General features: G+C 42.6%; 26 protein-coding genes. 25 read left to right on the top strand and 1 reads right to left on the bottom strand.

The window, feature by feature from the left end; genetic code table 11:
* Nucleotides 1–27: 27 nt before the first annotated feature.
* A complete protein-coding gene (gene abrB, locus WA325_RS19565) occupies nt 28–318 on the bottom strand; it encodes a transition state genes transcriptional regulator AbrB (protein ID WP_003226760.1) in 291 nt (96 codons plus the stop codon).
* A 496-nt stretch (nt 319–814) separates the two neighbouring features.
* On the opposite strand from abrB, the gene metG reads away from it, so the two are divergent.
* The 25 genes from metG (at nt 815) to divIC (ending at nt 24,722) form a co-directional block, all read left to right on the top strand.
* On the top strand, nt 815–2,809 hold the full coding sequence (gene metG / locus WA325_RS19560) for a methionine--tRNA ligase (RefSeq protein WP_336184094.1): 1,995 nt from the start codon (nt 815–817) through the stop codon (nt 2,807–2,809).
* 78 nt (nt 2,810–2,887) lie between these two features.
* Nucleotides 2,888–3,655, top strand: a complete 768-nt coding sequence (locus tag WA325_RS19555; RefSeq protein ID WP_059291676.1) for a TatD family hydrolase — start codon at nt 2,888–2,890, stop codon at nt 3,653–3,655.
* A gap of 245 nt (nt 3,656–3,900) precedes the next feature.
* The gene (locus WA325_RS19550; RefSeq protein ID WP_336184097.1) at nt 3,901–5,124 is read left to right on the top strand and encodes a ubiquitin-like domain-containing protein; all 1,224 of its coding nucleotides are present in this window, start codon (nt 3,901–3,903) and stop codon (nt 5,122–5,124) included.
* 144 nt (nt 5,125–5,268) lie between these two features.
* Entirely contained in the window at nt 5,269–5,829 is a 561-nt protein-coding gene (gene rnmV, locus WA325_RS19545) for a ribonuclease M5 (RefSeq protein WP_044153503.1), read from the top strand.
* Entirely contained in the window at nt 5,822–6,700 is an 879-nt protein-coding gene (gene rsmA, locus WA325_RS19540; protein WP_024123614.1) for a 16S rRNA (adenine(1518)-N(6)/adenine(1519)-N(6))-dimethyltransferase RsmA, read from the top strand. Before rnmV ends, rsmA begins: the two co-directional genes overlap by 8 nt.
* Nucleotides 6,701–6,861: 161 nt before the next feature.
* Nucleotides 6,862–7,734, top strand: coding sequence for a sporulation-specific protease PrtG (gene prtG / locus WA325_RS19535; RefSeq protein ID WP_024123615.1), 873 nt, complete (start codon nt 6,862–6,864; stop codon nt 7,732–7,734).
* Nucleotides 7,735–7,935: 201 nt separating this feature from the next.
* On the top strand, nt 7,936–8,196 hold the full coding sequence (gene veg, locus WA325_RS19530) for a biofilm formation stimulator Veg (protein WP_024123616.1): 261 nt from the start codon (nt 7,936–7,938) through the stop codon (nt 8,194–8,196).
* A 162-nt stretch (nt 8,197–8,358) separates the two neighbouring features.
* Nucleotides 8,359–8,544, top strand: a complete 186-nt coding sequence (locus tag WA325_RS19525) for a small, acid-soluble spore protein, alpha/beta type (protein ID WP_010332697.1) — start codon at nt 8,359–8,361, stop codon at nt 8,542–8,544.
* A 147-nt stretch (nt 8,545–8,691) separates the two neighbouring features.
* Nucleotides 8,692–9,561, top strand: coding sequence for a 4-(cytidine 5'-diphospho)-2-C-methyl-D-erythritol kinase (gene ispE / locus WA325_RS19520; RefSeq protein ID WP_024123617.1), 870 nt, complete (start codon nt 8,692–8,694; stop codon nt 9,559–9,561).
* A gap of 55 nt (nt 9,562–9,616) precedes the next feature.
* Complete coding sequence (purR, locus tag WA325_RS19515; RefSeq protein WP_024123618.1) at nt 9,617–10,474, top strand: pur operon repressor; 858 nt, start codon at nt 9,617–9,619, stop codon at nt 10,472–10,474.
* A complete protein-coding gene (ridA, locus tag WA325_RS19510) occupies nt 10,471–10,848 on the top strand; it encodes a 2-iminobutanoate/2-iminopropanoate deaminase (protein WP_003226738.1) in 378 nt (125 codons plus the stop codon). The genes purR and ridA overlap by 4 nt, the downstream gene beginning before the upstream one ends.
* 194 nt (nt 10,849–11,042) lie before the next feature.
* Nucleotides 11,043–11,336 carry a septation regulator SpoVG gene (spoVG, locus tag WA325_RS19505; protein WP_003218346.1) on the top strand — a complete coding sequence of 98 codons (294 nt, stop codon included), beginning with the start codon at nt 11,043–11,045 and terminating at the stop codon, nt 11,334–11,336.
* Nucleotides 11,337–11,527: 191 nt separating this feature from the next.
* Complete coding sequence (glmU, locus tag WA325_RS19500; RefSeq protein WP_105955702.1) at nt 11,528–12,898, top strand: bifunctional UDP-N-acetylglucosamine diphosphorylase/glucosamine-1-phosphate N-acetyltransferase GlmU; 1,371 nt, start codon at nt 11,528–11,530, stop codon at nt 12,896–12,898.
* 22 nt (nt 12,899–12,920) lie between these two features.
* Entirely contained in the window at nt 12,921–13,874 is a 954-nt protein-coding gene (locus tag WA325_RS19495) for a ribose-phosphate diphosphokinase (RefSeq protein ID WP_003218353.1), read from the top strand.
* Nucleotides 13,875–13,958: 84 nt separating this feature from the next.
* Nucleotides 13,959–14,576, top strand: a complete 618-nt coding sequence (locus WA325_RS19490; protein ID WP_305935204.1) for a 50S ribosomal protein L25/general stress protein Ctc — start codon at nt 13,959–13,961, stop codon at nt 14,574–14,576.
* A 105-nt stretch (nt 14,577–14,681) separates the two neighbouring features.
* Nucleotides 14,682–15,248, top strand: a complete 567-nt coding sequence (gene pth / locus WA325_RS19485) for an aminoacyl-tRNA hydrolase (RefSeq protein WP_105955700.1) — start codon at nt 14,682–14,684, stop codon at nt 15,246–15,248.
* Nucleotides 15,249–15,308: 60 nt separating this feature from the next.
* Nucleotides 15,309–15,539, top strand: a complete 231-nt coding sequence (locus tag WA325_RS19480) for an anti-sigma-F factor Fin family protein (RefSeq protein ID WP_024123622.1) — start codon at nt 15,309–15,311, stop codon at nt 15,537–15,539.
* 69 nt (nt 15,540–15,608) lie between these two features.
* On the top strand, nt 15,609–19,142 hold the full coding sequence (gene mfd, locus WA325_RS19475) for a transcription-repair coupling factor (protein ID WP_336184093.1): 3,534 nt from the start codon (nt 15,609–15,611) through the stop codon (nt 19,140–19,142).
* Nucleotides 19,143–19,277: 135 nt separating this feature from the next.
* On the top strand, nt 19,278–19,814 hold the full coding sequence (gene spoVT, locus WA325_RS19470) for a stage V sporulation protein T (RefSeq protein WP_105955699.1): 537 nt from the start codon (nt 19,278–19,280) through the stop codon (nt 19,812–19,814).
* Between the two features lie 180 nt (nt 19,815–19,994).
* Entirely contained in the window at nt 19,995–21,593 is a 1,599-nt protein-coding gene (locus tag WA325_RS19465; RefSeq protein ID WP_326327510.1) for a putative polysaccharide biosynthesis protein, read from the top strand.
* Nucleotides 21,583–23,052, top strand: a complete 1,470-nt coding sequence (gene mazG, locus WA325_RS19460; protein ID WP_326327512.1) for a nucleoside triphosphate pyrophosphohydrolase — start codon at nt 21,583–21,585, stop codon at nt 23,050–23,052. The genes WA325_RS19465 and mazG overlap by 11 nt, the downstream gene beginning before the upstream one ends.
* Before the next feature lies 1 nt (nt 23,053).
* On the top strand, nt 23,054–23,314 hold the full coding sequence (locus WA325_RS19455) for an RNA-binding S4 domain-containing protein (protein ID WP_024123627.1): 261 nt from the start codon (nt 23,054–23,056) through the stop codon (nt 23,312–23,314).
* A 78-nt stretch (nt 23,315–23,392) separates the two neighbouring features.
* A complete protein-coding gene (gene yabP / locus WA325_RS19450) occupies nt 23,393–23,695 on the top strand; it encodes a sporulation protein YabP (protein WP_024123628.1) in 303 nt (100 codons plus the stop codon).
* Entirely contained in the window at nt 23,692–24,327 is a 636-nt protein-coding gene (yabQ, locus tag WA325_RS19445) for a spore cortex biosynthesis protein YabQ (RefSeq protein WP_202853362.1), read from the top strand. The genes yabP and yabQ overlap by 4 nt, the downstream gene beginning before the upstream one ends.
* Nucleotides 24,328–24,344: 17 nt before the next feature.
* Entirely contained in the window at nt 24,345–24,722 is a 378-nt protein-coding gene (gene divIC, locus WA325_RS19440) for a cell division protein DivIC (protein WP_010332711.1), read from the top strand.
* Nucleotides 24,723–24,737 lie beyond the last annotated feature (15 nt).

The following is a 24,737-nucleotide window of genomic DNA, read 5'->3' as shown; positions in this document are numbered from 1 at the left end:
CAAGAACGTTTTTTGTGTAAAAAATGATTATTTAAGGTTTTGAAGCTGGTTTTGGATTTCGCTGATGATTTGCTCAGCGCCTTCTTTGCTTAGTACCAATTTGCCGCCAGCAAGTTTAAGGTTATCGTCAGAAACTTCACCAGTTACTTGGCAAGTCATGTTTGGTTTATATTTTTTAAGGATGATTTTTTCATCATCAACATAAATTTCAAGAGCATCTTTTTCTGCGATTCCAAGAGTACGACGCAATTCGATAGGAATCACTACACGTCCTAATTCATCAACTTTACGCACAATACCAGTAGATTTCATAAACATTCTCCTCCCAAGAGATAATTATTGTTTAAATTATATTTTTCTTCGTCATTATTCGACAAAATCCTTACCTTCATAGCATAACAAGGTTTCCAATAATCGTCAATCCTTTTGTTTACTATTGATTGTAAGATTTAGTTCTTATAGTCAGTAATGGCTTTGAAAATACCGGAATAACAGCATTTTATAATTTTCTAATAAAGCTATTATCCTATGAAAAATCCTTTTAAATCAAGACTTTCGAACCAAGGTTTTTTATACCGTAAGATTATATACGACAAAATTCGACATGAACAGACTTTTTTTATTTTCATTAAACATTTTTAATTTTAATTATTCTTTTTAGGGGCATACGTATATATCCTTGATCTTAAAGGCTAAGATGGTATCATAGATAAAGGATAAATATAAAAATAGGTAATCATATATGATTTGCACTTATCGCCGCTCTCGTCCTTTGGGCGGGAGCTTTTTGACATTCTGATTGGGAGGTTTCAAGATGCCGCAAGAAAACAATACATTTTATATTACAACACCGATTTATTATCCGAGCGGAAAATTACATATCGGCCATGCGTATACGACAGTCGCGGGTGACGCAATGGCTCGCTACAAACGATTAAAAGGCTTTGATGTTCGCTATTTAACGGGAACGGACGAGCATGGGCAGAAGATTCAGCAAAAAGCTGAACAGGAAAACATTACGCCTCAGGAGTATGTGGATCGCGCAGCGGCAGATATTCAGAAACTGTGGAAACAGCTTGAAATCTCAAATGATGACTTTATCCGCACAACTGAAAAACGGCATAAAGTCGTCATAGAAAAGGTGTTTCAAAAGCTTCTTGATAACGGGGACATCTATCTTGATGAATACGAGGGCTGGTACAGTATCCCTGATGAAACATTCTATACGGAAACTCAGCTTGTGGATATTGAACGAAATGAAAAGGGTGAGGTTATTGGCGGGAAAAGCCCTGACAGCGGGCACCCTGTTGAATTGATCAAAGAGGAATCCTATTTCTTCCGTATGGGGAAATATGCTGACCGTCTTTTAAAATTCTATGAAGAAAACTCAACCTTCATTCAGCCGGAGTCACGTAAAAACGAGATGATTAACAACTTCATCAAACCCGGCCTTGAGGATTTAGCTGTTTCACGCACCACATTTGACTGGGGTGTGAAGGTGCCGGAAAATCCAAAACATGTTGTGTATGTTTGGATCGACGCACTATTCAACTATTTAACAGCACTCGGTTATGATACAGAAAATGATGAGCTATATCAAAAATATTGGCCTGCCGATGTTCATTTAGTTGGTAAGGAAATTGTGCGATTCCATACCATTTATTGGCCGATTATGCTGATGGCTCTGGATCTTCCGCTGCCGAAGCAAGTATTTGCGCATGGCTGGCTTTTGATGAAAGACGGAAAAATGTCGAAATCCAAAGGCAATGTTGTTGATCCAGTCACACTCATCGAACGCTACGGTTTAGACGAGCTTCGTTATTACCTGCTTCGCGAAGTGCCATTTGGATCTGACGGTGTCTTCACGCCGGAAGGTTTTGTTGAACGGATTAACTATGACTTAGCGAATGATTTAGGTAACCTTTTGAATCGTACTGTTGCTATGATCAATAAATATTTTGACGGGCAAATCGGTTCTTATAAAGGTGCCGTAACGGAATTTGACCAGACGCTTTCTTCCGTGGCTGAGGAAACAGTGAAATCATATGAAAAAGCAATGGAAAATATGGAGTTCTCGGTCGCTCTTTCAACGTTATGGCAGTTGATCAGCCGTACTAATAAATACATTGACGAAACGGCTCCATGGGTTCTTGCCAAAGATCCTGAAAAAGAAAAAGAACTGCAGTCGGTTATGTATCACCTTGCTGAATCATTGCGTATTTCAGCCGTACTGCTTCAGCCGTTCCTGACAAAAACACCGGTAAAAATGTTTGAGCAGCTGGGCATCACGGATGATGCTTTAAAAGCCTGGGACAGCATTACTGCTTTCGGCCAGCTTAAAGATACAAAAGTGGAAAAAGGCGAACCGTTATTCCCGCGTTTAGAGGCAGAAGAAGAAATTGCGTACATCAAAGGGAAAATGCAAGGCTCAGCTCCAGCTAAAGAAGAGAAAAAAGAAGAAGAGCCGCAAGAGGTAGACCGTTTACCTGAAATTACGATCGATCAGTTCATGAATGTCGAACTTCGTGTGGCAGAGGTCATCGAAGCAGAGCCAGTGAAAAAAGCAGACCGCTTACTGAAGCTCCAGCTTGATCTAGGCTTTGAGAAACGCCAAGTCGTATCCGGCATTGCAAAACATTATAAGCCTGAGCAGCTTATTGGAACAAAACTCGTATGTGTAACAAATCTAAAACCGGTTAAGCTGAGAGGAGAGCTTTCTCAAGGAATGATCCTTGCAGGAGAAGCAGACGGCGTATTAAAAGTCGTATCCATCGATCAGTCCTTACCGAAAGGCACAAGAATTAAATAATGATAAACAAAAGGTGTTTCACGTGTAACAATTCGTCGAACACCTTTTGTGTTTCGACAAGAAAGGAGTTTTTCATTTATGTTATTTGACACACATGCGCATTTAAATGCAGAACAATACAATACAGATCTAGAAGAGGTTATTGAGCGGGCGAAAACTGAAAAAGTGGACCGTATTGTAGTCGTCGGTTTTGACCGGCCGACCATTACCCGGGCGATGGAAATGATTGAGGAATATGATTTTATTTATGCTGCCATCGGCTGGCACCCAGTTGACGCTATTGACATGACAGAGGAAGATTTGGCTTGGATTAAAGAGCTTTCTGCTCATGAAAAAGTGGTAGCGATAGGAGAAATGGGCCTGGATTATCATTGGGATAAATCTCCTAAAGATGTTCAAAAAGAAGTATTCAGAAAACAAATTGCCTTGGCGAAAGAGGTCAATCTTCCTATTATTATTCACAACCGTGATGCGACAGAGGATGTTGTTACCATTTTGAAAGAGGAAGGCGCAGACGAAGTCGGCGGCATCATGCATTGCTTTACGGGCAGTATCGAAGTTGCAAGAGAATGTATGAAGATGAATTTTTATTTGTCATTTGGCGGTCCTGTCACCTTCAAAAATGCGAAGAAACCGAAGGAAGTTGTAAAGGAAATTCCGAATGATAGGCTGCTGATTGAAACTGACTGTCCGTTTCTTACACCAACTCCTTTTCGAGGGAAAAGAAATGAGCCAAGCTATGTAAAATATGTGGCGGAGCAGATTGCTGAATTAAGAGGAACAACCTTTGAAGAAATTGCATCAATCACGACTGAAAATGCAAAAAGACTTTTCCGTATAAACTGACAAAAAACGCTAGCGGGTTTTGTAAGAGCTTGTCCGTTCCGGCGTTTTTCCATAAAAGTTCTACATGCTTTCTTCTCCTCATAGGATAGGTTTGTCGACAAGTCTTTCTTCCGTTTCTCGGTGTGTTTCAGGATAATGAAGAAGACACTGAGCTTTTAGGAGAAGGAGAAGGGAGGGTTGACAGCCTTTTAGATACTCTATATAATCTCTCCGAGGAGAAGGAGGCGTTTTTCATCACACAAAAAATGAAAAAGCTGTTTTCCGTAAAGCTTAGCAAAAGCAAAGTCATTCTGGTTGCTGCTTGTTTGCTGCTGGCGGGAAGCGGGACTGCGTACGCAGCTCATGAGCTGACGAAACAATCAGTCTCAGTTTCTATCAACGGCAAAAAGAAAAATATACGCACACATGCAAAAACAGTCGGTGATCTTTTAGAAACACTCGATATAAAGACAAGAGACGAAGATAAGATCACACCTGCTAAAAAGAAACAGATAACAGCAGATATGAATGTTGTGTATGAGGCTGCAAAACCTGTGAAGCTTACTTTAAACGGGGAAGAAAAGACATTATGGTCAACAGCAAAAACGGTCGGTGCATTACTGGACGAACAAGATGTTGATGTGAAAGAACACGATCAAATTGATCCTGCAATAGATACAGAAGTTTCGAAAGACATGAAAATTAACATAGAACCTGCGTTCCAAGTCACTGTGAACGATGCAGGGAAAGAAAAGAAGATCTGGACGACTTCGACTACGGTCGCTGACTTTTTAAAACAGCGAAAGATGAACATAAAAGACGAAGATAAAATCAAGCCTGCGTTAGACGAAAAGCTAACGAAAGGAAAGGCTGATATTACAATAACTCGTATCGAAAAGGTCACCGATGTAGTTGAAGAGAAAATAGCGTTTGATGTGAAAAAACAAGAAGACGCTTCTCTTGAAAAAGGGCAAGAAAAGGTCGTTCAAAAAGGAAAAGAAGGCAAGCTCAAAAAACATTATGAAGTCGTAAAGGAAAACGGCGAAGAAGTTTCCAGAGAGCTTGTAAAAGAAGAAACAGCCGAGCAAAGCAAAGATAAAGTGGTTGCGATCGGCACGAAGCAAAGCAGTCCGAAGATTGAAAAGGTCAGTGCTTCTGGCGCTTCAAAACCAGTTGTGTCTCGGAGCAATGAATCAACCGGTAAAGTCATGACAGTATCATCTACGGCTTATACGGCAAGCTGCAGCGGATGTTCAGGACATACGGCTACAGGCGTTAATCTGAAAAATAATCCTAATGCAAAAGTCATCGCAGTAGATCCAAATGTCATTCCGCTAGGCTCAAAAGTCCACGTTGAAGGATATGGATACGCCGTTGCTGCTGATACGGGCTCAGCGATTAAAGGCAATAAAATAGATGTCTTTTTCCCTGAGAAATCATCGGCTTACCGATGGGGAAATAAAACAGTTAAAATTAAAATCTTGAATTAATATATACTTATCTATACAGAGGGTTTTGCGCCCTCTGTTTTTTTCGTTATAATAGACGAAGTGTATTTTCTGCTTATTAGACGCTCGAAATATGAAAAAGTTTCATCAATATACAAAAGTTTTTATTTTGTCTTGGAGGAAATAATGAAAATTAAAGAGATCATTGTGGTCGAGGGGCGTGACGATACGGCCCGCATCAAATTGGCTGTTGATGCAGATACAATTGAAACAAATGGTTCAGCCATCGGTGATCATGTGATTGAACAAATCCGTTTGGCTCAGGAAACCAGAGGAGTCATTATCTTAACGGATCCGGATTTTCCGGGAGAAAAAATACGAAAAACCATTTCCGAGGCTGTACCTGGCTGTAAGCATGCATTTTTGCCAAAGCATCTTGCGAAACCTAAGAACAAACGGGGAATTGGCGTAGAGCACGCATCGATTGAAAGCATCAGGGCATGTTTAGAAAACGTTCACGAAGAAATGGAAGCACAGCCGAGTGAAATTTCTGCGGAAGACCTGATTCACGCCGGGCTGATTGGCGGATCTGAAGCAAAGCGCCGCCGTGAACGTCTTGGTGATTTGCTGAAAATCGGATATACAAATGGCAAACAGCTTCAAAAACGGCTGCAAATGTTTCAAATTAAAAAAAGTGATTTTATGAGTGCGCTCGATACCGTCATGCGGGAGGAACAGAATGAATAAAGATATTGCGACACCGATTAGAACGAAAGAGATACTGAAGAAATACGGTTTTTCTTTTAAAAAGAGTTTGGGACAGAATTTCTTAATCGATACGAACATTTTAGACAGAATTGTCGACCACGCCGAAGTGACAGAGAAAACCGGTGTCATTGAAATCGGACCGGGAATCGGGGCTTTGACTGAACAGCTTGCCAAGCGGGCGAAAAAGGTCGTGGCATTTGAAATTGATCAGCGTTTATTGCCGATCCTTAAAGACACGCTCTCCCCTTATGACAATGTCACTGTCATTCATCAAGATGTGCTTAAGGCTGACGTCAAATCGGTCATTGAAGAGCAATTTAAGGACTGTGATGAGGTGATGGTTGTAGCCAACCTTCCTTATTATGTGACAACGCCGATTATCATGAAGCTGCTTGAAGAAAACCTTCCGCTGAAGGGGATTGTTGTTATGCTGCAAAAGGAAGTGGCCGAACGTATGGCAGCTGATCCTTCATCTAAGGAATACGGTTCACTTTCTATTGCTGTGCAATTTTATACAGAGGCCAAAACGGTGATGATCGTTCCGAAAACGGTATTTGTTCCTCAGCCTAATGTAGATTCTGCAGTCATTCGGCTGATTCGCCGCGACGGCCCGGCAGTGGATGTAGAAAACGAAGCCTTTTTCTTTCAGTTAATTAAGGCGAGTTTTGCTCAGCGCCGTAAAACATTGCTTAATAACTTAGTGAACAATCTGCCTGATGGAAAAGCAAAAAAACCAACGATCGAGCAAGTGCTGGAAGAAACGAATATTGACGGCAAGCGCCGAGGTGAATCCTTGTCTATTGAGGAGTTCGCTGCGCTGTCTAACGGATTGTACAAAGCCCTTTTTTAAAAGGGCTTTTTGTTTTCGCACCACATGGACTGCCGCTACATAGGCTAGAGAAGGACCTTAAAATTCAATGATTAGAAAAACTTGCACTCAGCGAAAAAAGGCGCTTTTCTCAAGGCTCTTTCTTTCATGATGAGGCTTAGTCTATGTGTGGAGTGAGGAACGTGCAATTTCAAATAGGGGATATGGTAGCCAGAAAATCCTATCAAATGGATGTTTTGTTTCGCATTATAGGGATAGAGCAAACAAGTACAGGGAATTCAATCGCCATTTTGCATGGTGACGAAGTCAGGCTGATTGCTGATGCGTATTTTTCTGATTTGGTGGCCGTGCAAAAAGATGAGCAGCTGATGCGAAAAAAGAAAGATGAAAGCAGAATGAATGAATCACTTGAGTTGCTCCGTCAGGATTATAAACTGCTGAGAGAGAAACAGGAGTACTATGCAACAAGCCAGTATCAGCATCAGGAGCACTATTTTCATATGCCGGGCAAGGTGCTTCATATGGATGGTGATGAGGCGTATTTAAAAAAATGCCTGAGTGTCTATAAAAAAATCGGTGTGCCGGTTTACGGCATTCATTGCCACGAAAAGAAAATGTCTGCTTCTATAGAAGAATTGCTCGACAAATATCGACCTGACATCCTGGTGATTACCGGGCATGATGCATACTCCAAGCAAAAGGGCGGCATTGATGATTTGAGCGCATACAGACATTCAAAACACTTTGTCGAAACAGTTCATAAAGCCCGAAAAAAAATCCCTCACTTAGATCAGCTTGTTATTTTTGCGGGGGCTTGCCAATCCCACTTTGAATCACTAATAAGAGCGGGGGCGAATTTCGCGAGTTCTCCTTCAAGAGTAAACATTCACGCTCTTGATCCTGTATATATCGTAGCGAAAATCAGCTTTACGCCTTTTATGGAACGAATCAATGTATGGGAAGTGCTTCGGAATACACTGACAAGAGAGAAAGGACTTGGAGGCATTGAAACAAGAGGAGTACTGAGGGTCGGAATGCCTTATAAGTCCAATTAACCCCGGATAGATGATTTATTCGGGGTTTTTATTTTGCATAATGATACATAATTTACCGAAACTTGCGGAAAATATTTGAGGAATCATAGAATTTTGTCAAAATAATTTTGTTGACAACGTCTTATTAACGTTGATATAATTTAAATTTTATTTGACAAAAATGGGCTCGTGTTGTACAATAAATGTAGTGAGGTGGATGCAATGGCGAAGACGTTGTCCGATATTAAAAGGTCGCTTGATGGAAATTTAGGTAAACGGCTGACGTTAAAAGCAAACGGTGGCCGCCGAAAAACGATTGAGCGCTCGGGCATTTTAGCTGAGACGTACCCTGCTGTTTTTGTGATACAACTAGATCAAGACGAGAACTCGTTTGAAAGAGTTTCATACAGTTATGCTGATATTTTGACTGAGACTGTTGAGCTGACATTTAATGATGACGCGGCAAGTTCAGTAGCATTTTAACGGGCAGTGAACTTTTTGTTTACTGCTTTTTGTTTTGCCTTTTTTTGGTTTCCATTAATTCTCTCGATATTTTCACTGTCATTAAACAAAAGATAAAAACGGTCACATTTTATCGTGACGTGCACGAATCGTTATCATCTCTAAAAAAAGGGGTTGTTTCGTTTGGGCAGACGTCGTGGAGTTATGTCAGATGAGTTTAAATATGAGCTGGCTAAGGACCTTGGTTTTTACGACACTGTAAAAAATGAAGGTTGGGGCGGCATTCGTGCCCGCGATGCCGGTAACATGGTAAAACGGGCAATTGAAATCGCCGAACAGCAAATGGCTCAGAATCAGAATAACCGATAAGGAATGTGACCCGGGGGACGTATGGTTCCCCGGTTTTTGATTTTGGATGGAAATACATAATAGCTCCAATATGGATATGTTCATCCCGTACTTCAAATGTGATACAATGTTCATACTTATGTTTAGATGGAGAAGTAGGTGAAAGCTATGCGTATTTTAGAAAAAGCGCCAGCCAAGATCAATCTGTCACTCGACGTTACCCGAAAACGCCCGGATGGTTATCATGAAGTCGAAATGATTATGACGACAATTGATTTAGCGGATCGGATTGAATTGACGGAGCTGGCAGAAGATGTAGTGAGGGTTTCATCCCACAACCGCTTTGTGCCCGATGACCAAAGAAACTTAGCTTATCAGGCTGCCAAGCTCGTCAAAGACAGATACAACGTGAAAAAGGGAGTTTCCATTATGATCACTAAGGTGATCCCGGTGGCTGCCGGCCTTGCTGGCGGAAGCAGTGATGCGGCGGCAACGCTCAGAGGACTGAACAGACTGTGGAATTTAAATCTTTCTGCAGAAACGCTGGCGGAGCTGGGAGCGGAAATTGGCTCAGACGTCTCGTTTTGCGTCTATGGCGGAACTGCGCTTGCTACCGGACGCGGTGAAAAGATCAAACACATCAGCCCGCCTCCGCATTGCTGGGTCATTTTGGCGAAGCCGACAATCGGCGTTTCCACGGCCGAGGTCTACAGACAGCTGAAGCTTGATGAGGTGGAACACCCGGATGTAAACGGTATGATTGACGCGATTGAGGAAAAGAGCTTTCAAAAGATGTGCAGCCGTTTAGGCAATGTGCTTGAGTCTGTAACGCTTGATATGCATCCTGAAGTCGCGATGATCAAAAACCAGATGAAACGCTTTGGTGCAGATGCTGTGTTAATGAGCGGAAGCGGTCCGACTGTGTTTGGACTGGTTCAGTATGAGTCTAAGGTACAGAGGATTTATAACGGGTTAAGAGGCTTCTGCGATCAGGTATATGCAGTGAGAATGATCGGCGAACAGAACGCTCTTGATTAAATCCGTATGTTAAGTTATATTGATCTTAAAATATTCGGATTTTGGGGGTAAGTTCATGAAGTTTCGTCGCAGCGGCAGATTGGTGGACTTAACAAATTATTTGTTAACCCATCCGCACGAGTTAATACCGTTAACCTTTTTTTCTGAGCGGTATGAATCTGCAAAATCATCGATCAGTGAAGATTTAACAATTATAAAGCAAACCTTTGAGCAGCAGGGGATTGGTACCTTGCTTACTGTTCCCGGTGCTGCCGGAGGTGTCAAATATATTCCGAAAATGAAGCAGGCTGAAGCTGAAGAGTTCGTTCAGACCCTTGGACAGTCATTGGCAAATCCTGAGCGTATCCTTCCGGGCGGTTATGTGTATTTAACGGATATCTTAGGAAAGCCATCTGTTCTCTCCAAGGTTGGAAAGCTGTTTGCTTCTGTATTTGCGGACCGCGAAATTGACGTTGTTATGACCGTTGCCACGAAAGGCATCCCCCTTGCGTATGCAGCTGCAAGTTATCTGAATGTGCCTGTCGTCATTGTGCGCAAGGATAACAAGGTAACGGAGGGCTCCACGGTAAGCATTAATTACGTGTCAGGCTCCTCAAACCGCATTCAAACAATGTCACTTGCAAAAAGAAGCATGAAAACGGGTTCAAACGTACTCATTATTGATGACTTTATGAAAGCAGGCGGCACAATTAATGGTATGATTAACCTGTTGGATGAGTTTAATGCGAATGTCGCGGGGATCGGCGTCTTGGTCGAAGCCGAAGGAGTAGATGAACGTCTTGTTGATGAATATATGTCACTTCTCACTCTTTCAACGATCAACATGAAAGATAAGTCCATTGAAATTCAGAATGGCAATTTTCTGCGTTTTTTTAAAGACAATCTTTTGAAGAATGGAGAGACGGAATCATGACAAAAGCAGTCCACACAAAACATGCCCCAGCGGCAATCGGACCTTACTCACAAGGGATTATCGTCAATAATATGTTTTACAGCTCAGGCCAAATTCCTTTGACGCCTTCAGGCGAGATGGTAAACGGTGATATTAAGGAGCAGACGCATCAAGTATTCAGCAACTTAAAAGCGGTGTTGGAAGAAGCGGGTGCTTCTTTTGAAACCGTTGTAAAGGCAACTGTATTTATCGCGGACATGGAACAGTTTGCGGAAGTGAACGAAGTGTACGGACAATATTTTGACACGCACAAACCGGCGAGATCTTGCGTTGAAGTTGCGAGACTTCCAAAGGATGCATTAGTCGAAATCGAAGTGATTGCGTTAGTAAAATAATAAGAAAAGTGATTCTGGGTAAACTCGGAATCACTTTTTTATTTACCTTATGCCTGAAATAAAAGCGTTATGACCTAATTGTGTATTTATATCCTATTTTTTCAAAAAATATTTTAAAAAACAGCAGGAATTCAGAAAAAATCGTGGAATTGATAAACTAATGCTTTTATATAGGGAAAAGGTGGTGAACTACTGTGGAAGTTACTGACGTAAGATTACGCCGCGTGAATACCGATGGTCGCATGAGAGCGATTGCATCCATCACGCTGGATCACGAATTTGTTGTTCATGATATTCGTGTGATTGATGGAAACAATGGTCTTTTCGTTGCGATGCCGAGTAAACGCACCCCTGATGGAGAGTTCCGCGATATTGCTCATCCTATTAATTCAAGCACGCGAGGAAAGATTCAAGATGCCGTGTTAAATGAGTATCATCGTCTGGGTGACACTGAAGCATTAGAATTCGAAGAAGCTGGAGCTTCTTAAAAAATAACCAAAAAGCAAGGACTGCTGATAGGGCTGAGACAAGCCTTTTTCCGGCAGTCCTTTTTTAATTCTGATTTTTCAAACTAAAATGCACCCATAGAAAATTCTTGCACTTCATGAAGTCTCCTTGAAATCAACTGATATTTAGGATATATTTTTCTATGGATAAAAGGGATATTGGAGGCCATTAAATGGATAAGCGGTTTGCAGTTGTTTTAGCGGCTGGACAAGGAACGAGAATGAAATCAAAGCTTTACAAAGTCCTTCATCCAGTTTGCGGTAAGCCTATGGTAGAGCACGTCGTAGACGAAGCCTTAAAGTTATCTTTAACGAAGCTTGTCACGATTGTCGGACATGGTGCGGAAGAAGTGAAAAAGCAGCTTGGTGATAAAAGCGAGTATGCGCTTCAAGCAGAACAGCTTGGCACTGCTCATGCTGTAAAACAGGCACAGCCATTTCTTGCTGACGAAAAAGGTGTAACGATTGTCATTTGCGGAGATACGCCGCTTTTAACAGCGGAGACAATGGAAGCGATGCTGAAAGAACATACACAAAAAGAAGCAAAAGCTACGATCTTGACTGCAGTTGCAGAAGATCCGACTGGATACGGCCGAATCATTCGCGGTGAGAGCGGAGCGGTTCAAAAAATCGTGGAGCACAAGGACGCTTCAGAGGAAGAACGTCTTGTGACTGAAATCAATACTGGAACGTATTGTTTTGATAATGAAGCTCTATTCCGGGCCATTGACCAAGTATCGAACAATAATGTTCAAGGCGAGTATTATTTGCCGGATGTGATAGAGATCCTCAAAAATGAAGGCGAAACTGTTGCCGCTTACCAGACTGGTAACTTCCAAGAAACGCTCGGAGTTAATGATAGAGTTGCTCTTTCTCAGGCTGAATTGTTTATGAAAGAGCGGATTAATAAACGGCATATGCAAAATGGCGTTACGCTGATTGACCCGATGAATACGTATATTTCTCCTGAAGCTGTCATCGGAAGCGATACTGTGATTTATCCTGGAACTGTGATTAAAGGTGAGGTGCAAATCGGAGAAGATACGATTATCGGCCCTCATACTGAGATTATGAATAGTTCAATTGGCAGCCGTACTGTGATTAAACAATCGGTAGTCAATAACAGTAAAGTGGGGAATGATGTAAACATAGGACCTTTTGCTCACATCAGGCCTGATTCTGTCATCGGGAATGAAGTGAAGATCGGGAATTTTGTTGAAATCAAAAAGACGCAATTCGGAGACCGAAGCAAGGCTTCTCATTTAAGCTATGTCGGGGATGCTGAAGTAGGCACAGACGTCAACTTGGGCTGCGGTTCAATTACTGTCAATTATGATGGAAAGAATAAATATTTGACGAAAATTGAAGACGGCGCATTTATCGGCTGCAACTCCAATTTGGTTGCCCCTGTCACAGTCGGAGAAGGCGCTTATGTAGCGGCAGGCTCAACTGTTACGGAAGATGTACCTGGAAAAGCACTTGCTATTGCCAGAGCGAGACAAGTAAATAAAGACGATTATGTGAAAAATATTCATAAAAAATAATCCTAAATTCGGAGGTTTATCCATGTCTAATCAATACGGAGATAAGAATTTAAAGATTTTTTCTTTGAATTCTAATCCAGAGCTTGCAAAAGAAATCGCAGATATAGTTGGAGTTCAATTAGGGAAGTGTTCTGTCACAAGATTTAGTGACGGGGAAGTCCAAATTAATATCGAAGAAAGTATTCGCGGATGTGACTGTTACATCATCCAGTCTACAAGTGACCCCGTTAACGAGCATATTATGGAACTGTTGATTATGGTAGATGCGTTGAAACGCGCTTCTGCAAAAACCATTAACATTGTTATTCCTTATTACGGTTATGCACGTCAAGACAGAAAAGCTAGATCCCGTGAGCCAATCACAGCAAAGCTTTTCGCAAACCTGCTTGAAACTGCCGGTGCGACTCGTGTCATTGCGCTTGATCTGCACGCACCGCAAATTCAAGGATTCTTTGATATACCGATTGACCACTTAATGGGTGTTCCGATTTTAGGAGAATATTTTGAAGGCAAAAACCTTGAAGATATCGTCATTGTTTCACCAGACCACGGCGGTGTGACACGTGCCCGCAAACTGGCTGACAGACTAAAAGCGCCGATTGCGATCATTGATAAGCGCCGTCCGAGACCGAATGTGGCAGAAGTCATGAATATTGTAGGTAATATCGAAGGGAAGACCGCTATCCTTATCGATGATATCATTGATACTGCCGGCACCATTACACTTGCAGCTAATGCGCTCGTTGAAAACGGTGCGAAAGAAGTTTATGCATGCTGTACACATCCGGTTCTATCAGGACCTGCTGTTGAACGGATTAATAACTCAACAATTAAAGAGCTTGTTGTGACAAACAGCATCAAGCTTCCTGAAGAAAAGAAAATTGAACGGTTTAAGCAGCTTTCAGTCGGACCGCTTCTGGCTGAAGCGATTATTCGCGTTCATGAGCAGCAATCTGTCAGCTACCTGTTCAGCTAAACCGATTTTGAAAGGTTTAAACCTTTATCGTTTTGGGTATTGTTTCTAATAGGACAATAAAACGATAATAGGATGGTGCTGAATATGGCAACGTTAACGGCAAAAGAAAGAACAGGTTTCACCCGTTCGTCTCTTCGGGATATCCGTACTTCAGGACATGTTCCAGGTATCATATATGGAAAAGACACGGCAAACAAACCGGTATCCTTAGACAGTGTGGAACTTATCAAAACACTGAGGGATGAAGGCAAGAATACAGTCATTACACTCGACGTCAACGGAGAGAAGCACGCTGTCATGGTAACAGAGCTGCAAACGGATCCGCTGAAAAATGAGGTCACTCATGCTGACTTCCAAGTAGTCAATATGAGTGAAGAAATTGAAGTGGAAGTGCCGATTCATCTGACCGGAGAAGCAATTGGAGTGAAAAATGGAGGCGTATTGCAACAGCCGCTTTACGCTCTAACCGTGAAGGCGAAGCCAAAAGCAATTCCGCAATCGATCGAGGCAGACATTTCTGGTCTTGATGTAAATGATGTACTCACGATTGAGGACTTGCCTGCCGGCGGTGACTACTCCTTTAATCACGAATCAGATGAAGTTGTGGCTTCTATTCTTCCTCCGCAGCAGCAGGATGCTGCAGAAACAGACGCTGAGGAAACTGCCAATGCTCAGCCTGAAGGTGAAAACGAAGATCAATAATAGCTTAAGGCGTAACCCTCCCGCGGTTACGTCTTTTGTGCTAGAATGAGAAGAATTATAGCCCGTGTTAGAGCGGGAGCTTATGTGACTAAGGGAGGATTTGCCATGCTTGTAATTGCTGGCCTCGGAAACCCGGGAAAGAACTATGAAAATACAAGGCATAATGTCGGATTTATGGCAATAGACCAGCTTTCGAAGGAATGGAATATTGAGCTGAACCAGAGCAAATTTAACGGATTATACGGAACCGGATTTGTTTCCGGCAAAAAGGTTCTACTTGTTAAACCGCTTACATATATGAATTTATCAGGAGAATGTTTGCGGCCTTTAATGGATTATTATGATGTAGACAACGAAGATTTAAAAGTCATTTACGATGACCTTGATCTTCCGACTGGCAAGATCCGTCTAAGAACGAAAGGCAGTGCCGGCGGGCATAATGGCATCAAATCACTGATCCAGCATCTCGGAACGCCTGAGTTTGATCGCATCCGCATCGGAATCGGGCGGCCAGTGAACGGGATGAAGGTGGTTGATTATGTTTTAGGCGCTTTTACAGATGATGAAACACCAGCAATTGATGAAGCGATTGGAAAGTCCGTTAAGGCTTGTGAGGCTTCTCTCAGCAAACCGTTTTTAGAGGTTATGAACGAATTCAACGCGAAGGTATAAAATACATCATCAAAGTCCATACTACACCAAAATGACTTTTTCATCAGGAGGGTCCCTTGTATGGCTTTGCATTATTATTGTCGTCATTGCGGAGTAAAAGTTGGAAGTCTGGAATCTTCCATGGTATCGACAAACTCACTTGGATTTGAGCACTTAACAAACGAGGAAAGAAACGATATGATTTCATATAAAGACAATGGAGATGTCCATGTTCTTACAATATGTGAAGATTGCCAAGAGGCGCTTGAACGAAATCCGCATTACCACGAACATCACACATTTATTCAATAAAAAGCTTTGGTGTAGACACTAGACCAAAGCGTTTTTCTGTTCTTACAGAAAACAGAGAGGAGGGGCCATATGGACAACATTCAAACCTTTATTAAAGAAAGCGATGACTTCAAATCCATCGTCAACGGTTTAAACGAGGGGCTGAAGGAACAACTGCTCGCGGGTCTTTCAGGTTCCGCGCGTTCTGTTTTTACTTCTGCTCTGGCTAATGAAACGAATAAGCCTATCTTTCTAATCACCCATAATTTATACCAAGCTCAGAAAGTAACGGATGATCTGACTTCACTTCTTGGGGATCGGTCTGTCCTTCTGTACCCCGTCAATGAACTCATATCATCAGAAATCGCGGTGGCTAGCCCTGAACTGCGGGCGCAGCGCTTAGATGTCATTAATAGATTAACAAACGGAGAAACGCCTATAGTTGTTGCTCCAGTAGCGGCTGTCAGAAGAATGCTGCCGCCGGTAGAGGTGTGGAAAAACAGCCAAATGCTCATTCAGGTGGGTCATGATATCGAACCGGATCAGCTGGCATCCCGACTGGTAGAGGTGGGATACGAGCGGTCTGATATGGTTTCTGCACCCGGTGAATTCAGTATTCGCGGCGGAATTATCGACATTTATCCGCTGACCTCTGAGCATCCGGTCAGAATCGAATTATTCGACACCGAGGTTGATTCCATCCGCAGCTTTAACTCCGATGATCAGCGGTCAATTGAAACCTTGACCTCTATCAGTATCGGTCCGGCAAAGGAACTGATTATCAGAGCTGAAGAAAAAGCATGTGCAATAGAGAAAATGGATAAAGGCCTTGCCGACAGCTTGAAAAAATTAAAGCTCGACAAGCAAAAAGAAATCCTGCATATGAATATTTCTCATGATAAAGAGCGTTTATCTGAAGGCCAGACAGATCAAGAACTGGTGAAGTACCTTTCATATTTTTATGAAAAACCTGCTAGTTTGCTAGATTATACACCTGATAACACGCTTCTTATTTTGGACGAAGTCAGCCGGATTCATGAAATGGAAGAGCAGCTTCAAAAGGAAGAAGCGGAGTTTGTCACAAACCTGCTGGAGGAAGGGAAGATTTTGCATGACATCAGTCTGTCATTCAGCTTCCAAAAAATAGTGGCTGAGCAAAAACGGCCTTTGCTGTACTATTCTTTGTTTTTACGCCATGTTCAGCATACAAGCCCGCAAAATATCGTGAATGTATCCAGCAGACAAATGCAGAGCTTCCACGGGCAAATGAATGTTCTTGCCGGTGAAATGGAGCGGTTTAAAAAATCAAACTTCACCGTCGTGTTTTTGGGAGCAAATAAGGAACGTACAGAAAGACTGTCTTCTGTTTTGGCCGATTATGAAATCGAAGCGGCGATGACTGACAGCAAAAAGGCGCTTGTTCAAGGACAGGTTTATATCATGGAAGGCGAGCTTCAATCAGGATTTGAGCTGCCGTTAATGAAGCTTGCTGTCATTACTGAAGAAGAATTGTTTAAAAACCGCGTGAAAAAGAAGCCTCGAAAACAGAAGCTTACGAATGCAGAGCGCATCAAGAGCTATTCCGAGCTTCAAATTGGTGATTATGTCGTTCATATTAATCACGGGATCGGAAAGTATTTAGGGATCGAAACCCTTGAGATCAATGGAATTCACAAAGACTATTTAAACATTCACTATCAGGGAAGCGACAAGCTTTATGTGCCGGTTGAACAAATTGACCAGGTACAGAAGTATGTCGGATCAGAAGGAAAAGAACCGAAGCTGTATAAGTTAGGCGGCAGTGAATGGAAGCGGGTTAAGAAAAAAGTAGAAACATCCGTTCAAGACATCGCGGATGACTTAATTAAACTGTATGCCGAAAGGGAAGCGAGCAAGGGCTACGCGTTTTCCCCTGATCATGAAATGCAGCGTGAGTTTGAATCGGCGTTCCCTTATCAAGAGACGGAAGATCAGCTCCGCTCTATTCACGAAATCAAAAAAGACATGGAAAGAGAGCGGCCGATGGATCGCCTGCTTTGCGGAGACGTGGGCTACGGGAAAACAGAGGTTGCCATCCGTGCGGCGTTTAAGGCAATCGCTGATGGAAAACAGGTCGCACTGCTTGTCCCGACAACCATTTTGGCTCAGCAGCACTATGAGACCATTACAGAGCGCTTTCAGGACTACCCGATGAATATCGGCCTGCTTAGCCGATTCAGAACAAGAAAAGAAGCAAACGAAACGATCAAAGGATTGAAAAACGGAACGGTTGATATCGTCATTGGGACACACCGACTGTTATCAAAAGATGTTGTTTATAAAGACTTAGGGCTGCTCATCATTGATGAGGAGCAGCGTTTTGGTGTCACCCATAAAGAAAAGATCAAACAGATTAAAGCCAATGTGGATGTATTAACATTAACAGCGACACCGATTCCGCGTACGCTGCATATGTCTATGCTTGGCGTAAGGGATCTATCGGTGATCGAGACGCCGCCGGAAAACCGCTTCCCTGTACAGACGTATGTTGTGGAATACAATGGTGCCCTTGTCAGAGAGGCGATTGAGCGCGAGCTTGCGCGCGGTGGCCAAGTCTATTTCTTATACAACAGGGTAGAGGATATCGAACGGAAAGCAGATGAGATTTCAATGCTTGTCCCTGATGCGAAGGTTGCGTATGCCCACGGGAAAATGACAGAAAATGAATTAGAAGCTGTCATGCTGAGTTTCCTGGAAGGGGAATCAGACGTTCTCGTCAGCACAACAATCATTGAAACGGGTGTAGATATTCCAAACGTGAATACGCTGATCGTGTTTGACGCCGACAAGATGGGTCTTTCCCAGCTTTATCAGCTGCGTGGACGTGTCGGCCGTTCTAACCGTGTAGCGTATGCGTATTTCACGTATCGCCGGGATAAAGTGCTTACTGAAGTAGCTGAAAAAAGACTGCAGGCGATTAAAGAATTTACGGAGCTGGGATCGGGTTTTAAAATCGCCATGCGCGACTTAACGATTCGCGGAGCCGGAAACCTCCTTGGCGCTCAGCAGCACGGCTTTATCGATTCGGTCGGATTTGACCTTTATTCGCAAATGCTAAAAGAGGCCATAGAAGAGCGGAAAGGCGATACAGCGAAAACGGAGCATTTTGAAACAGAAATTGATCTTGAGCTTGATGCGTACATTCCGGAAACTTACATTCAAGACGGCAAACAGAAAATTGATATGTATAAACGTTTCAGATCTGTGGCTTCAATTGAAGAGAAAAATGAACTTCAAGATGAGATGATTGACAGGTTTGGAAATTATCCAAAAGAAGTTGAATACTTGTTTACCGTAGCTGAAATGAAGGTTTATGCGAAAAATGAACGGGTCGAATTGATTAAGCAAGATAAAGATGCAGTCAGGCTGACCATTTCTGAAGAGGCTAGTGCTGATATTGACGGCCAGAAACTGTTTGAGCTTGGCAACAAATACGGCAGACAAATCGGACTGGGAATGGAAGGGAAAAAACTCAAAATTTCCGTTCAAACGAAAGGCAAGACTGCGGATGAATGGCTTGAAACCGTGCTGGGCATGCTGAAGGGCCTTAAAGATGTGAAAAAACAAACCATTTCATCAACGTAAATTTTGTTACTCTCTGGTGTATATTACATTTGATGTGACGGATACTAATTTCAAGCGAGGCGGAAGGTACATAAAGTAACTGCTTTAGGTCTTTCCCACATTGTATAACCATCAAATGAAAGAGAGGCACCAGAGATGAAAGCAACCGGTATCGTACGTCGTATTGATGACTTAGGACGGGTCGTGATTCCTAAAGAAATTCGCAGAACGCTGAGAATCAGGGAAGGCGATCCGCTTGAGATTTTTGTAGATCGTGACGGAGAAGTTATTTTGAAAAAATACTCTCCGATAAGTGAACTTGGAGACTTCGCAAAGGAGTATGCAGACGCGCTTTATGACAGTCTTGGCCATTCAGTGCTTATCTGTGACCGTGATGTCTACATTGCTGTCTCCGGAAGTTCCAAAAAAGACTACTTAAACAAGCCGATCAGCGAAATGCTGGAAAGAACAATGGATCAGAGAAGTTCCGTGCTTGAGAGCGATGCAAAATCCGTGCAGCTTGTGAATGGCATCGATGAAGATATGAGTTCGTATACTGTCGGCCCGATTGTGGCGAATGGAGACCCGATAGGTGCAGTCGTGATTTTTTCAAAGGATCAGACGATGGGCGAAGTAGAGCATAAAGCCGTTGAAACAGCAGCTGGGTTTTTGGCTCGTCAAATGGAACAGTAGGTCTTATTACAATTATCAAAATAGGTATAGAAAGAACAGCTCTCCTTGGGACGCTGTTCTTTTTTGTGCAGGGGAAAAAGGATTCCAAGGGTTGGGATATGGTATAATAACCTCGTTTTTATTTGTACCAAGGTCATTGCACACTCTGCATGGCCCCTGACGTTGGGAAGGAGCTTTTGGATGGATGATTCAATACGCGTCAAACGGCATTGGATGTGGCAGGGGGCTTTTGTTTTAATTCTGGCAGGCGTTATTTCAAAAATATTAAGCGCCGTTTACAGAGTCCCATTTCAAAACATTGTCGGCGATGTTGGATTTTATATATATCAGCAGGTATACCCTTTTCTTGGCATTGCCGTCATGCTTTCAACATCAGGATTTCCGGTGATTATTTCTAAACTGATGAATGATTATAGTGAAAAAAGCCATAACACCATAATGAAAATTTCAGCGCTGGTTTTATCGGTAATAGGTGTTTTTTTATTTCTGTGTTTATATATGGGAGCTGTTCCGATCGCTCTGTTTATGGGTGATTCGCATCTCGCCCAGTTAATTCAAGTAACTGCCTATGCGTTTCTTCTGTTTCCATTTGTCGCGCTGCTCAGAGGCGTTTTTCAAGGGAGGCACAATATGCTGCCATCCGCTTTATCGCAAATCATGGAACAGTTTTTGCGGGTAGCGGTGCTTTTAGGGTTATCTTTTTGGCTCATCAAAAAGGGTGCATCGCTTTATACTGCGGGAGCGGCAGCTGCTTCTGGTTCTCTTGCCGGAAGTTTGATTGCGCTTATCATCCTTGTCTTTTTTTGGTTCAAAGCGAAAAAGCCGGAAAAAGCGGAAATAGAAAAAGAAAATCACATTACAACAAATCAATTAATTAAGAAACTGCTTTTATATTCAGTAACGATCTGTGTCAGCAGCCTGCTGCTTTTGTTTATTCAGCTTGTCGATGCGCTGAATTTATATTCTTTGCTGTCTGGCGGTGAGGTGAGTGAAGAAGCAAAGCGGCTGAAAGGAATTTATGACCGGGGGCAGCCTCTTTTGCAGCTCGGTTCTGTTTTCGCAATGAGCATCGGGACCTCACTCGTACCGTTGATTTCAAGGGCGGTAAAGGACAATCAAGTGCTGGTGATGAAACAAAGAGTGACGTCTTCCTTAAAGCTGTGTCTTGCGATTGGCGTTGCGGCGTCTGCTGGTCTCATCTGCATCCTCGAACCGGTCAACATTATGCTGTTTCAAAATGGTGAAGGAACAGCTGCGTTACAGATATTTAGCTGCTCCATTTTGTTTGCGTCCTTGGCGGTCACGGCTGCTGCTGTCTTACAGGGAACGGGAAACACGGTGTTTCCTGCAATAGCTGTAGGCGCAGGCGTGGCTGTGAAATGGGTGTTAAATACCTTTTTGGTTCCGCGTTATGGAATTGAAGGGGCTTCATTTGCGACAGCGGCTACCTTTGCGGCTGTCGCCGGCCTTAATTTATATCGCCTGCGGCAAAAAGAATGGCTGGACAAGCTGAGAGGCGTTATGCTTCCGATTATTGGGTCCGCTTTATTGATGTCGGCTGTCTTGCTTGCTTATTTACGCCTTTGGTCTTTTCTGTTTGATGCGGAAGGAAGAGGATATGCGGCGGTTGAAAGTGTTTCTGCTGTCGCCATTGGAGGCGCGGTGTTTATTTATTGTATGATGAAATTGGGAATATTTACGGATGAAGAGCTCAACAGTGTGCCTTTTGGCAGCAAGTTAAGCAAACTCACAAGAAGGAGAGAACAAAATGGCAGGTAACATTACAGTCGTCGGACTTGGCGCCGGAGACATGGACCAGTTGACAATTGGCATACATAAGCTGCTGACAAAGGCGGACACTCTGTTTGTCAGAACAAAAGACCATCCTTTAATTCAGGAGCTAGAAAGCGAAACGAAGAACATTCGTTATTTTGATGATATATATGAGAAGCACGACCAGTTTGATGCTGTATATGAAGAAATTGCTGACATTCTCTTTGGAGAAGCGAAGCATCAGGACGTTGTTTATGCGGTTCCGGGGCATCCATTTGTAGCAGAAAAAACAGTACAGCTGCTGACGGAGCGGCAGGAAGAAAAAAACATTCAGGTGAAAGTCGCGGGAGGGCAAAGTTTTCTTGATGCCACTTTTAATGCCTTGCAAATTGATCCCATTGAAGGCTTTCAATTTGTGGATGCCGGCACATTAAGCGCGGATGAGCTTGAGCTCAGACATCACCTGATCATTTGTCAGGTTTACGACCAAATGACTGCATCCGAAGTGAAGCTGACATTAATGGAGAAGCTGCCGGATGATTATGAAGTTGTGATTGTAACGGCAGCCGGAAGCCGCGATGAGGATATTCGGAGAGTGCCTTTATATGAATTAGACCGTAATGTCGCCATGAATAACTTAACAAGTGTGTATATTCCGCCGATTAAAGAAGAGAAGCTGCTGTACCGGGAGTTCTCCGCGTTTCGGCGCATCATCAGAGAGCTTCGCGGGCCTAACGGCTGTCCGTGGGATAAAAAGCAGACTCATCAGTCATTAAAACAATACATGATTGAAGAGTGTTATGAACTTCTCGAAGCAATTGACGAAGAAGACACAGACCATATGATCGAAGAGCTTGGCGACGTTTTGCTTCAGGTCCTGCTTCACGCGCAAATCGGTGAAGATGATGGTTATTTCACAATAGATGATGTGATTAAAGGGATCAGTGAAAAAATGGTCCGAAGACATCCCCATGTGTTTAAAGATGTTAAGGTTCAGGATGAAAACGATGTTTTGGCAAATTGGGAAGATATTAAAAAAGCCGAAAAACATACATCTGAAGAATCCTTGTTAGACAACGTCCCGAAAACCCTTCCTGCTCTTTCTAAAGCTGCTAAACTTCAGAAAAAAGCGGCAAAAGTCGGTTTTGACTGGGAAGATGTAAGTGATATTTGGGAAAAGGTGAATGAGGAGATGGAGGAATTTTCTTCGGAGGTTTCTGAAGACCCTCATGAACACAATCTGAAGGCCGAATTTGGCGACGTTCTCTTCGCCTTGGTAAATGTAGCCCGCTTCTACAAAATAGAACCGGAGGAAGCATTGGCGATGACAAACGATAAATTCCGGAAACGTTTCTCTTATATTGAGCAAACAGCGAAGGAAAAGGGAATCGAGCTGGCTAATATGTCTCTTGAGGACATGGACAATCTGTGGAATGAAGCAAAAGAAACTGAGAGGAGATCATAATATGAGATTAGATAAATTTTTAAAGGTATCACGGCTGATTAAACGACGTACACTAGCGAAGGAAGTAGCTGATCAAGGCAGAATCTCCATTAACGGAAATCAGGCTAAAGCAAGCTCAGACGTAAAACCTGGAGATGAATTAACGGTCCGCTTCGGCCAAAAGCTTGTAACGGTACAAGTGAATGAGCTCAAAGACACGACGAAAAAAGAAGAAGCCGCAAACATGTATACGGTGCTAAAGGAAGAAAAACTCGGCGAATAGGCTTGTTCTAAAAGAATCCCCCGCCTCATACAATGCAGTAATAATGCTAAAAGTATCGAGGATATGGGGGCTGAATAGATGAATTCATATTATGAACAAAAAGGTTCTTCTTCTGTTCCGGAACAGCACGATGTGACAATGAAAGGCCGGAAACATTTAGATATTTCTGGGGTTAAGCAAGTTGAAAGCTTTGATAACGAAGAATTCCTGCTGGAAACAGTGATGGGAATGCTCTCAGTCAGAGGCGAAAACCTTCAAATGAAAAATCTTGATGTAGAAAAAGGGATTGTTTCGATCAAAGGCAGGGTATTTGATTTAGTGTATTTAGACGAGCAACAAGGGGATAAAGCTAAAGGGTTTTTTAGCAAGTTGTTTAAATGACGCTGACGACACAATTCTATACAATGCTGGCGATGTCCGGTATGGGCCTCTGGCTTGGCGCGTCGCTTGATACGTACAGGCTCTTTGTCATTCGTGCCAGAACAGCCAGATGGCTTTTATTTATTCATGATATTCTTTTCTGGATTTTGCAGGGGCTGCTCTTCTTTTATGTCTTGCTTCATGTAAATGAGGGAGAATTCAGGCTGTACATTTTTTTGGCGGTTCTGCTGGGCGTTGCGACGTATCAAAGCCTTTGCAAACGAATCTATATAAAAATACTGAAATTCGTCATTTATCTTGTTGTTTCTGTTTATCAATTCTTAAAAAAGCTCATTCAGCACGTGTTATTTCGTCCTATTGTGTGGACATGCGGAGTCATCATCTGGCTGGTCACGTTTCTTTTTCAGAGAACATACCGCCTGATCGGTTTTCTCATGTTATGTCTATATAAAATAGTCATGGTTCTGTGTTTTCCGATCCGCTTTATCGTTAAACAATGTATGAAACTTCTTCCTGAAAAACTGCGTCTAACTTTCAGACGATATTTTCAAAAAGGTGCAGGATTTCTAAAAAAGAAGCAGAAACTATTGGTAACCATAAGAACGACCATTACACGTTTTTTGAAGAGATGAAAGGAGGACCGTCTGATTTGAATTTTTCCAGGGAACGAACGATAACTGAAATACAAAACGACTATAAAGAAAAAGTAGAGCGGCAAAATCAGCTGAAGAAAAGAAGAAGAAAAGGGCTGTACAGACGGTTGACTGTATTCGGCGCCCTCGTATTTCTGACGGCAATTGTACTGGCAAGCTCTGTATGGAGCCAAACATCTTCCCTTAGTGCAAAAGAAGAAAAGAAAGAACAGCTTGAAAAAGAACTAAAGAATTTAAAGACAAAGCAAACGGATTTAAAAGAAGAAATATCCAAATTAAAAGATGAAGATTACGTCACAGAGCTTGCCAGAAGAGACTTATTCATGTCTGGAGACGGTGAAATAATCTTTAATGTGGAGAAGAAGAACAAGTAGCCTTGTTGACACTTA

The sequence above is a fragment of the Bacillus sp. 205(2023) genome (genome assembly GCF_037027485.1).
Lineage (GTDB): Bacteria > Bacillota > Bacilli > Bacillales > Bacillaceae > Bacillus > Bacillus halotolerans.
This window is presented reverse-complemented; position numbering and strand designations above follow the sequence as displayed.